The organism is Roseateles sp. (genome assembly GCF_052436255.1).
GTDB lineage: Bacteria > Pseudomonadota > Gammaproteobacteria > Burkholderiales > Burkholderiaceae_C > Pelomonas.
Window position 1 is genome coordinate 58,030 of sequence record NZ_JBQVNP010000011.1, and the last position, 10,213, is coordinate 68,242.

The 10,213-nt window shown below is 71.0% G+C and carries 8 protein-coding genes; 2 read left to right on the forward strand and 6 right to left on the reverse strand.

The features are described 5' to 3' along the window. Nucleotides 1-63 precede the first annotated feature (63 nt). Complete coding sequence (locus tag ACT6S0_RS05010; RefSeq protein WP_444762795.1) at nucleotides 64-2,310, forward strand: aminotransferase class V-fold PLP-dependent enzyme; 2,247 nt, start codon at nucleotides 64-66, stop codon at nucleotides 2,308-2,310. On the opposite strand, the gene ACT6S0_RS05015 is transcribed toward ACT6S0_RS05010, so the two are convergent. Then, a complete protein-coding gene (locus ACT6S0_RS05015) occupies nucleotides 2,307-3,389 on the reverse strand; it encodes an NAD(P)/FAD-dependent oxidoreductase (protein WP_444762796.1) in 1,083 nt (360 codons plus the stop codon). The genes ACT6S0_RS05010 and ACT6S0_RS05015 overlap by 4 nt on opposite strands. Before the next feature lie 155 nt (nucleotides 3,390-3,544). On the opposite strand from ACT6S0_RS05015, the gene ACT6S0_RS05020 reads away from it, so the two are divergent. Then, nucleotides 3,545-4,741 carry an MFS transporter gene (locus ACT6S0_RS05020; protein ID WP_444762797.1) on the forward strand — a complete coding sequence of 399 codons (1,197 nt, stop codon included), beginning with the start codon at nucleotides 3,545-3,547 and terminating at the stop codon, nucleotides 4,739-4,741. Between the two features lie 15 nt (nucleotides 4,742-4,756). Here ACT6S0_RS05020 and ACT6S0_RS05025 read toward each other — a convergent pair whose 3' ends face one another. The 5 genes from ACT6S0_RS05025 to ACT6S0_RS05045 all read right to left on the reverse strand — a co-directional run. Next, nucleotides 4,757-6,574 carry an aminopeptidase P family protein gene (locus ACT6S0_RS05025; protein WP_444762798.1) on the reverse strand — a complete coding sequence of 606 codons (1,818 nt, stop codon included), beginning with the start codon at nucleotides 6,572-6,574 and terminating at the stop codon, nucleotides 4,757-4,759. Between the two features lie 111 nt (nucleotides 6,575-6,685). Further along, a complete protein-coding gene (gene kynA / locus ACT6S0_RS05030; protein WP_444762799.1) occupies nucleotides 6,686-7,516 on the reverse strand; it encodes a tryptophan 2,3-dioxygenase in 831 nt (276 codons plus the stop codon). 2 nt (nucleotides 7,517-7,518) lie between these two features. Next, nucleotides 7,519-8,772 carry a kynureninase gene (gene kynU / locus ACT6S0_RS05035; protein WP_444762800.1) on the reverse strand — a complete coding sequence of 418 codons (1,254 nt, stop codon included), beginning with the start codon at nucleotides 8,770-8,772 and terminating at the stop codon, nucleotides 7,519-7,521. Beyond that, the gene (gene kynB, locus ACT6S0_RS05040; protein WP_444762801.1) at nucleotides 8,769-9,422 is read right to left on the reverse strand and encodes an arylformamidase; all 654 of its coding nucleotides are present in this window, start codon (nucleotides 9,420-9,422) and stop codon (nucleotides 8,769-8,771) included. Before kynB ends, kynU begins: the two co-directional genes overlap by 4 nt. An 87-nt stretch (nucleotides 9,423-9,509) precedes the next feature. Then, nucleotides 9,510-10,213 (reverse strand): hypothetical protein (locus tag ACT6S0_RS05045; protein WP_444762802.1); only part of this gene is annotated, 704 nt, incomplete at its 5' end.

Here is a 10,213-nt window from a genome sequence, read left to right on the forward strand (position 1 = left end):
GATGGCAAACCGCATGCCACAACGGCATGCCGTGCGCTCGAGTGCAGGCCTAACATTCGACCGATGGAAATCTATCTCGACGCGAACGCCACCACGCCCGTGCTGCCCCAGGCCCGCGAGGCGGCGATGGCAGCGATGGCCGAAGACTTCGGCAACCCCAGCAGCATCCACAGCACCGGCCTGAAGGCGCGCGCGCTGATGGACGCCGTGCGTGCCCGGGCGCGGCGCGTGCTGGGCGCGGGCTGCGGCCGGCTGCTGTTCCTGAGCGGCGCGACCGAAGGCATCCAGACCGCCGTGCTGTCGGCGCTCGGCGCGCTTCGCGAAGCCGCAGTGAAGCCCGAACTGCTGCTCTACGGCGCCACCGAGCACAAGGCCGTGCCCGAGGCCATCAGGCACTGGAACGCACTGCTCGGCCTGAACCTGCCGGCCCTGGCCATTCCAGTCGGCCGCGATGGCCGCCATGACCTGACCTGGCTGCGCGAGCACGCGCCGCGCGCCGGCCTCGTCTGCACCATGGCCGCGAACAACGAGACCGGCGTCATCAGCGACCTCGACGGCATCGAGGCCGCGCTGGCCGGCAGCGCCGCGCTGTGGATGGTGGACGGCGTGCAGGCCCTGGGCAAGCTGCCGCTGCGGCTGGCCGAGCGCCGTATCGACTACGCACCGTTCTCCGGCCACAAGCTCTATGCGCCCAAGGGCATCGGCCTGCTCTATGTGCGCGACGGTGCGCCGTTCACGCCGCTGCTGGCCGGCGGTGGCCAGGAGGGCGCCCTGCGCTCGGGTACCGAGAACATGTCGGGCATCGCCGCCCTCGGCGCCGTGCTGGCAGCGCTGGAGGACGGCAGGTCATTTCGTGACTACGCGACGCTGCTCGCCTACCGCGACCGCCTGACCGAAGCGCTGCAGCAGGCCTTCCCCGGCCTCGTCTTCAATGCACCCCCTGAGCATTGCCTGCCAACGACGTTGAACTTTGCCGTGCCGGGCATCACCTCCAAGCTGCTGCTGGACCTGTTCGACGCCGCCGAGCTGCGCGTCAGCGGCGGTTCGGCCTGCAGCGCGGCCAAGGCGCAGCCCAGCTATGTGCTCGAAGCCATGGGCCTGCCCGCCTGGCAGACCGCCTCGGCGGTGCGACTTTCCTTTGGCCCGGTCGACGACGCTGCCTTCGTCGCCGAGGCCTGCGCGCGTATCCGCATCTGCGGCGAGTCGCTGCGCGAAAGCTGCCTGGACCCCAAGGCCCCAGGGCAGGCGCTGCCGGCCGACGGGTTGACCCGCTTCGTCATCGACGGTGCCTGCTGTTATCTGCTGGCCGACGCCGCCAGCCGGCGCGCCGTCGTCATCGACCCGTTGCCCGAGCTGACGCAGCGACTGGCCCAATGGATGAGCTGCCAGGGCTACGCACTCTCTGCCGTGCTGGACACCCACAGCCATGGTGACCACGCCTCGTCCGCGCCCGAACTGCTGGCCGCCGTGCAGCAGCCGCGCGGCGATGTCGATGCGCTGGGCTGGCCGCGCGGCGCGGAAGCGATCACGCTGGGTGCCTCGCGCTTGACCCGCCTGGCCGTCCCCGGCCATACCGAGGACTCGACCACCTATCTGCTGCGCGACGCAGGCGAGCTGCGCCTGGCCTTTGTCGGCGACACCGTCATGCCCGGCGCCCTGGGGCGCAGCGACTTCGAGCAGAGCGCGCCGCTGCAGTACGGCGCGTCGCTGGCCCGCCTGGAGCAGGCCGTCGGCCCGCACACGCTGCTGCTGCCTGGCCATGACTACGACGACCGTTTTGCCAGCACCCTGGCGGTCGAATGTGCCGCCCAGCCGCTGCTGGCCGACGTGCTCAGCGGTCGCATTGATGCAGCCGGTTTTGCCGCGGCCAAGGCGCAGCTGGAACAGGGCCTAGCCTTGACGCCGTACCAGACCGTGGCCTGCGGCGCGCGGGTCGACAGCGGCTGCGCGCTGATGTCGACCGAAGTCAGCCTGGACGACCTGCAAGCATCGCTGGCCCGCCACCCCGGCTTGCTGCTGGTGGACGTGCGCGAACCCTATGAGCAGCGACTTGGGCAGGCGCCCGAACTTGGCACCGCCGTCCAGCGCGAGGCCGTGCCACTGTCCGGCCTGCCCAATGCGTTGACGCGCTGGCTGGCCTTGCCGGCTGAGACACCCGTCGTCTTCTTCTGCCGCAGCGGCAACCGCAGCGTCCAGGCCGCGCGGGCATTGCGCCGGCTCGGCCATGAGCAGGCCTGGAGCCTCGGCGGCGGCCTGGCGCTCTGGCCGCGGGCTCTGGTCGGCACGGCCGATGCAGCCTTGGCGATCTAAAGGCTGTCGGCGACCCGTTCGGCCAGAGCCAGCGAGGCGGTCAGCCCGGGCGACTCGATGCCGAACAGGTTGACCAGCCCCGGTGTGGCGCAGTCGATGCGGAAGTCCGCCGCCGCCTCGCCCGGGCCGCTCAGCTTGGGCCGGATGCCGCTGTAGGCCGGCTGCAGTGCACCGGCGGGCAGCCCCGGCCAGTAGCCGCGCACCTCGGCCTCGAAAGCAGCACCAAGGGCCGGATCGACGGCATAGTCGAGCGCCGCCGGGTCGGTGTCTGGCAGCCATTGCACGTCCGGCCCGAAGCGCGCCTGACCGCCGAGGTCCAGCGTCAGGTGCACGCCCAGGCCGCCGTCCACGGGCAGCGGATAGATCAGGCGCTTGAACGGCGCCCGGCCGGCCAGTGAGAAATAGTGGCCGCGCGCGAAGCACAGCCGCGGTGCCGGCGTGCCGAGCGACGCTGCCACACGCACGGCAAACAATCCGGCCGCGTTGACGACGCAGCGCGCACCCAGCTCAAAGTCCGCACCGACGCGCAGCCGCCAGCCGTTGCCGTCTCGCGCGCCGCCGGTGACCGGGCTGGCCAGTGCCAGCACCGCGCCGGCGGCCTCGGCATCGCCCAGCAGCGCCGTCAGCAGCCCATGGCTGTCGACGATGCCGCTGGACGGCGACAACAAGGCGCCGACGGCCTGCAGCGCGGGCTCCAGCGCCAGCGCCTCGGCCCGGCTCAACAGGCGCAGGTCATCGACACCATGGGCCGCGCCGGCGGCCGCCAGCTGCGCCAGTCGCGGCAGGTCCTCGCTGCGCGTCGCCACGACGAGCTTGCCGCAGCGACGATGCGCAATGCCGCGCGCGGCGCAGTAGTCGTAGAGCAGCGCCTTGCCGCGCACGCACAGCTGCGCCTTCAGGCTGCCTGTCGGGTAGTAGAGCCCGGCGTGGATGACCTCGCTGTTGCGCGAGGAGATGCCGGTACCGATGGCGCTGCCGGCCTCGATGATGACGACCTCACGGCCGCGCAAGGCCAGCTCGCGCGCGACGGCAAGGCCGACGACGCCGGCACCGATGACTGCGGTATCCACATGGTCCATCACGAGAGTTTGCCTGCCTAAAATGCGCACGCGCCACGGGCTGTTGCCGCGGCGCCGTTCCTGCCGAGGGGTGCTGCGACGGAGGCCACGATGCCTCCGCCACGCTGGGTGGTGACGACCGGACAAGGGCGCCCTCTGTGAAGAAGAGGCTCCCCATGCCGTCGCCGTCCCCATCGATACGCACCATCCTGCCCTTGGCCATCGTCACGGGCGTCAGCATGGCCGCGCTGGATCTCTATCTGCCCGCCGTGCCGGCCCTGCAATCGGGCCTGGGCATCAGCGTGCCCATGGCGCAGGCGACCGTGGCCGTCTACCTCGCCGGCCTGGCCGCTGCCCAGCTGCTGTGGGGCGAGCTGCTGAACCGCCTGGGCCCACGCCGCTGTATGGAGGTGGGCCTGGCGCTGCTTGCCATCACCAGCCTGGGCTGTGCGCTGGCGCCCAATATCGAGACGCTGCTGGTGCTGCGCCTGCTGCAGGGCGTGGCGGCCGGGGCGGCCACCATCGTGTCGCCCAGCGTCGTGCGCGCCACGCTGGCGGATGTCGACGTGGTGCGCGGTATCGCGGCCATCTCCATGGTTGAAGCCATCGTGCCGGCAGCTGCACCGGTGCTCGGCGCGCTGCTGCTGCGTGTGACGGACTGGCGTGGCACCTTCTGGGTGTTGATGGGCCTGTCGCTGCTCGTGCTGCCCTGGGTCGTCAAAATCGCGCCGCGCCGGCTGCCGGGGCTGGACATGGCCCACCACGCCAGCTATTTGGACATTGCGCGCAACCCACGCTTCCTGCGCCTGGCGCTGTCGCATGCGCTGTGCATCGGGGCGCTGCTCACCTTCCTGGCCAGCTCGCCGCAGCTGCTTCAGCACACGTTGGGCCTGGGCTCCGAGTCCTTTGCGATGCAGCAGGTCGTCGGCGTCGGCGCCTTCATGTTGTTCGCCACGCAGTCGGGCCGGCTGGCCGCCAAGCTGGGCCATGCCCGCCTGGTGTGGCTGGGCAATGCCGTGCAGTTGGCGGCGTGTTCGCTCGCCCTGGTCGCCGCGCTGGTGTGGGGCGCTCTGCCCTATGCGGCGCTGCTGGCCTACTGGTTCTGCTTCTGCGGCGCACTGGCCATTCGCGGGCCGGCGACCTTCGGCGACGCGCTGGCCGTGCCGCCCGCGCAGATGGGCCGGGCCACGGCCATGCTGGTCCTGGCGCTGCTGGCCGCGGGCGCTGTGGGTACGCAGGTCGTTGCACCTTTCATGGGCCGGGCCGACAGCACCGTGCCGCTTTTTTGCAGCGTGCTGTTGATGCTGCTGGCCAGCGCGGCGCTGGTGTGCCGCTATCCGGTGGCGCCGCCCGCTGCCGTGGCTGCCGGCTGACGCCGAGGCCGCCGTTCAGGCGGTGATCGGTTCGGTGCGCGCCAGCAGCCAGGCCAGCGCCGGGCCACTCACCAGCGGCTGCAGCCGCTCGCGCACCGTCGCGTGATAGCCGTTCAGCCACCCGATCTCGTCGGCGCGCATCAGGCCCAGGTCGATGCAGCGGGTGTCGATGGGGCAAAGCGTCAGCGTCTCGAACGCCAGCATCTCGCCGAAGGCATTGTTCTCCGGCGTGGCGACGGCCACGTTCATGACAAGGTTCTCGATGCGCACGCCCCACTGCCCCGGCCGGTACAGGCCGGGCTCGATGGAGGTGATCATGCCGGGCTCCATGGCCATCTGCGGCTCGGGGATGGCCTTGCTGATGCTCTGCGGGCCTTCGTGCACGTTCAGGAAGTAGCCCACGCCGTGGCCGGTGCCGTGGCCGTAGTCCAGGCCGTGCTCCCACAGCGGCGCGCGGGCGATGGCATCCAGCATGGGGCTGAGCGTGCCGCGCGGGAAGCGGGTGCGCGACAGCGCCAGCGTGCCCTTGAGCACCAGCGTGTAGTCGCGCTTTTGCGCGGCGCTGACGGTGCCGATCGGCCAGACCCGCGTGATGTCGGTCGTGCCGCCGAGGTACTGGCCGCCGGAGTCGATCAGCAGCAGGCCGTCGCCCTCGATCTGCGCGAAGGATTCGGGCGTGGCGTGGTAATGGGGCAGGGCGCCATTGGCCATCCAGCCGGCGATTGTTGAAAAGCTCGGCCCGATGAAGTTCTTGCGCTTCCTGCGCGCGGCACTGAGCTGGGTGTCCACATCCAGCTCGCTCCAGCGCTCGCCGCGCGCCAGCGACGCCTCGAACTCTGCGTAGAACTCGCACATGGCCGCGCCGTCCTCGGCCATCGCCTCGCGGATGAAGACCGCTTCGGCGGCGGTCTTGCGGCTCTTCAGCAGCGTGCTCGGGTTGATCTGCTCGACGACGGCCACGCCCGCCGGCACGGCCTCACGCAGGCCCAGCGTCACGCGGCGCGGGTCGACCAGCAGCTTGGCGCTGGCAGGCAGCGTGGCCAGCGCCTCGGCGGCCTGGTCATAGCGCGCGAGCTGGATGCCATCGGCCGCCAGCCGCGCCGCCACGTCGGCGGGCACCTTGTCGTCGCCGATGAAGAGGCGGCCACCCACCGCATCCAGCAGCAGGTGGGCGATGAAGACGGGGTTGCACACCACGTCGGCACCGCGCAGGTTCAGCAGCCAGGCCACATCGTCCACGGTGGACACGAGGTGGTGGGTCGCGCTGATCATGGCCATCGCCGCACGCACGCGGGCCAGCTTGGCGGCGCGGCTGACGGCGGCCTGCGGCGGCAGGTGCTCGTAGACGGCGTCCGTCGGCAGGCCCGGGCGGTCGTCCCAGGCGGACTGGATCAGGTCGACGTCGGTACGCAGCGTGATGCCCTTGCGGCCCAGGCCAGCGCGCAGTGCATTGGCCAGCGCCAGCCCAAGCACCTGGCCGTCCACCGCCAGCACCTGGCCGGGCTGCAGTTCATTGGCGATCCAGTCGATGTACTGCGTGGACGCGCCGGAGCTCATCTTCTCCAGCGCGATGCCGCTGCCGGCGAGCTGGGTCTCGGCCTGGGCCCAGTAGCGGGCGTCGGCGAACAGTGCGGCGCGGTCGCGCGTGATGACGAGGTTGCCGACCGAGCCGGTGAAGCCCGACAGCCACTGCCGGCCCTGCCAGCGCTCGGGCAGGTACTCGGACAGATGCGGGTCGGCGGAGGGCACCAGCACGGCGTGTGCGCCGTTGGCGTTCAGCGCGTCGCGGATGCGTTCGATGCGCAGACGGGTTTCATGGGTGCGGGCGTCCATGACGTTCCTTGTGGGAAGTGAGTGGAGAGGGGTGGGACCGGTGCTTCAATCTTAGGCGCCTGCCCAAGGCATCGCGCTGCGGTTCCGGTCAGTTCTTCGCGGCGTCGGGAACTACAGCTCCGTCCGCAGCGTCCACAGCTCCGGGAACAGCACCACGTCGAGCATCTTGCGCAGATAGCTGACGCCGCCCGTGCCGCCCGTGCCGCGCTTGAAGCCGATGACGCGCTCCACGGTGGTCACGTGCCGGAAGCGCCAGAGGCGGAAGGCGTCCTCCAGGTCGACCAGCTCCTCGCCCATCTGGTAGAGGTCCCAGTGCGCTTGCGGCGCGCGGTAGACGGTCAGCCAGGCTTCCTTGACGCCCTCGTCGGCGGCATGGGGCTGGGTCCAGTCGCGCGCCAGGTTGGCCGCCGGCACGGGGATGCCGCGCCGCGCCAGCAGCTTCAGCGCCTCGTCGTAGAGCGACGGCGCCTCGTAGGCTTGCTTCACCTGCGCGAGCAGGTCGGGCCGGTGCTCGTGGGGCTTCAGCATCGCCGCGTTCTTGTTGCCCAGCATGAACTCGATGCGCCGGTACTGCGCGCTCTGGAAGCCGCTGCTCTTGGCCAGATAGGGCCGCACCGCGCTGTACTCGGGCGGCGTCATCGTGGCCAGCACATCCCAGGCGTGGACCAGCTGCTCCATGATGCGCGACACCCGCGCCAGCATCTTGAAGGCCTCGGGCAGGCGGTCGGCGGCCACATTGGCGATGGCCGCGTGCAGCTCATGCAGCATCAGCTTCATCCACAGCTCCGAGGTCTGGTGCTGCACGATGAAGAGCATCTCGTTGTGGTCGGGCGAGAGCGGCTTCTGGGCGCTCAGGATGGCGTCGAGCTGCAGGTAGTCGCCGTAGCTCATGTCCTTGGAGAAATCGAGCTGGGCGCCGTGGTGTTGGATGGGCTCGCTCAAGGTCAGGTCACCTTCGATCGGCTGGTGAATTGCGGCGCATCCCAGGAGCGCGAGTCGAGGATCTGGCCCAGCACGTCTACCGCCCGCGCCACATCGGCAAAGCCGTTGTACAGCGGCGCAAAGCCGAAGCGCAGCAACTCCGGGTCGCCGGCACGGAAGTCGCCGATGACGCCGTGGTGGATCAGCGCCTGCATCACCGCATAGCCATCAATGCCCTGCGGCAGCGAGAACGACACCTGCGAGCCGCGCAGCGCCGAGTCGCGCGGCGTCGCGATGACGGCGCCCGGCGCGCGCTCCTCCACGCCGCCGATGAAGGCCTCGGTCAGCGCCAGCGACTTGTTGCGCAGCGCCTTGATGCCGCCCAGCTTCTGCGCCGCGTCGAACACGTCCAGCGCCGTGTCCAGCCCGGTCATTGCCAACACCGCCGGCGTGCCGCACTGGTATTGCTGGATGCCCGGCGCGGGCTGGTATTCGCTGTCGAAATCGAAGGGGTTGGCGTGGCCCAGCCACCCCGTCAGCGGCTGCCACACCTGGCCCTCGTGGCGCGGGTGCATCCACACGAAGGACGGCGCGCCCGGGCCGCCGTTGAGGTATTTGTAACCGCAGCCGATGGCAAAGTCCGCCGCGCTGCCGAGCACGTCGATGGGCACCGCGCCGGCGCTGTGCGCCAGGTCCCACACGGCCAGCGCGCCGGCCTGCTGGGCCCAGCGCGTCAACAGGCCCATGTCGTGCATGCGCCCCGTGCGGTAGTTCACATGCGTCAGCATCAGCACGGCGCAGCGTTCGTCCAGCAGCGGCGGGATGTCCTCCGGCGTCTCGGCCAGGATCAGCTCGCCGCCGTGGGCGCGGGCCACGCTCTGGGCGATGTAGTTGTCGGTCGGGAAATTGCTGCGCTCGCTGACGATGACGCGGCGCTGGCCCTGCTGCAGTTGCAGCGCGGCGTGCAGCACCTTGTAGAGATTGACGGAGGTCGAGTCCGCCACCAGCACCTCGCCGGCCCGCGCGCCCAGCCACGGCGCCAGCCGGTCGCCCAGGCGGCGCGGCAGGTCGATCCAGCCGGCGGTGTTCCAGCTCTTGATCAGGCCCTGGCCCCACTCCTGCTCCACCGCGCGCTGGATGCGCTCGGGGGTTGCCTTGGGCAACGCGCCGAGGGAGTTGCCGTCCAGGTAGGTGATGCCGTCCGGCAGCGTGAACAGGTCGCGCAGGCTGCGCAGCGGGTCGGCGGCATCGAGCCGTTGGGCGTCTTCAAGATTCATGGCAGTTCCCTCAGGATGGCGCGCACCGGGCTGGCACAGGCGCCTTGTAGTTTGAGTGGCAGGGCGATCAGCTCGTAGTCGCCCTCGGGGACGTCGTCGAGCACCAGGTTCTCCAGCACGCGCAGGTCGTGGCGGCGCAGCAGCTGGTGGCTGTCCAGCATCTTGGAGTCGGCCGGGTCCACGCTCGGCGTGTCGATGCCGATGAGGCGCACGCCACGCGCGGCCAGCCAATCGACGGCCTCGGGCGCATAGGCGGTGAAGGCGGGGTTCCACGCGGTGTCGGCCCTCTCGCAGCAGCGCACCAGCACGCGCGGCGGCAGGTCGGCTTCAGCGTGCTGCAGGTGCTCGACCGTGATCAGCGGTGCCGCGCCGATGGCGTGGATGACGCGGCAGCGGCCCAGGTAGGTGTCCAGCGGCACCTCCGCAATGGCTGGCGCGTCGTTGGCGTAGTGCAGCGGCGCATCGGCATGCGCGCCCACATGCGGGCTCATCGTGATGGCGCTGAGGTTGACCGGGCAGCCGGGCGACAGCTGGGCGGTCCAGCGCAGGCGGTAGGGCTCGTCACCCGGGAAGATGGGTGCGTCGGGGGCGACCGTGGGGGAGATGTCCCACAGCCGGAGCTGGGTGCGGGGAAAGAGGTTGGAGCTCATGGCGGCGGCACCATAGCGTCGCGGGGGATGGCGTGGTGTCGGTTAAATCCAACTCCCTGTCAACCCGACGCGCCGCCGTCCGGGCCGTCACGCCGGCGTCGCGCCGATCCTCAGCGGCGGCGCCTCGCGCCCGGCCGGGTCCACCAGCACCAGCGCCAGCTCAACGGCTGGCGGCGCCAGCGGGCCGCGTTCGATGGCCAGGTCCAGCGCGCCGTTGTTCAGCACCAGCACCTCTGGCTCGGGCGCCCAGTCGCCGCCGTTCAGCTTCAGGTGCAGGCGCACGGCAAAGCCGCCCACCGCGCGCGGGCTGGCCACCGGGCCGCCGCGGATCGCCAGCGTCAGCCGCCAGTTGCCTGCTGCGCCGGGGCCGACTGTCGCCGTCACGCTGCCGTCCGGCAGCTGCGGGATGTCTGCGGGCATGAACAGTGCCACTGCCGGTGCCGACAACGCGCTGAACGCGCCCGCTGCGTTCTGGCGCTGCGCCGGCTGCATCGGCTCGATGGCGCCGGCCGGCAGCGGCACTTCCGCCACGCCTGGCGGCAGGCGGCGCTCGGCCGGCATGCGCACCTCGGCCCAGTAGTGGTAGCGCACGTAGGCGAGCAGGGGTGCATCGTCCACCCGGGCAGTGAACTCATCGCCGTCCAGGCGCAGCAGGCCGCGGCCGATCTCGCGGGCGTACAGCGCGTCCGGCACGCCGCCGCTGGCACGGCGCAGGCGGTACTCGGGCGGCTGCGCATCGTCGGCGGGTGGCGCGTCGAACAGCCCCGGCTCGGCGGCGCGCAGGGCCACCA

Excerpts from the sequence above, each read along its gene's own strand:
- ACT6S0_RS05020 (WP_444762797.1), top strand. The coding sequence starts at position 3,545 with ATGCCGTCGCCGTCCCCATCGATACGCACCATCCTGCCCTTGGCCATC.
- kynB (WP_444762801.1), bottom strand. The coding sequence starts at position 9,422 with ATGAGCTCCAACCTCTTTCCCCGCACCCAGCTCCGGCTGTGGGACATC.
- ACT6S0_RS05025 (WP_444762798.1), bottom strand. The coding sequence starts at position 6,574 with ATGGACGCCCGCACCCATGAAACCCGTCTGCGCATCGAACGCATCCGC.
- ACT6S0_RS05010 (WP_444762795.1), top strand. The coding sequence starts at position 64 with ATGGAAATCTATCTCGACGCGAACGCCACCACGCCCGTGCTGCCCCAG.
- ACT6S0_RS05015 (WP_444762796.1), bottom strand. The coding sequence starts at position 3,389 with ATGGACCATGTGGATACCGCAGTCATCGGTGCCGGCGTCGTCGGCCTT.
- kynU (WP_444762800.1), bottom strand. The coding sequence starts at position 8,772 with ATGAATCTTGAAGACGCCCAACGGCTCGATGCCGCCGACCCGCTGCGC.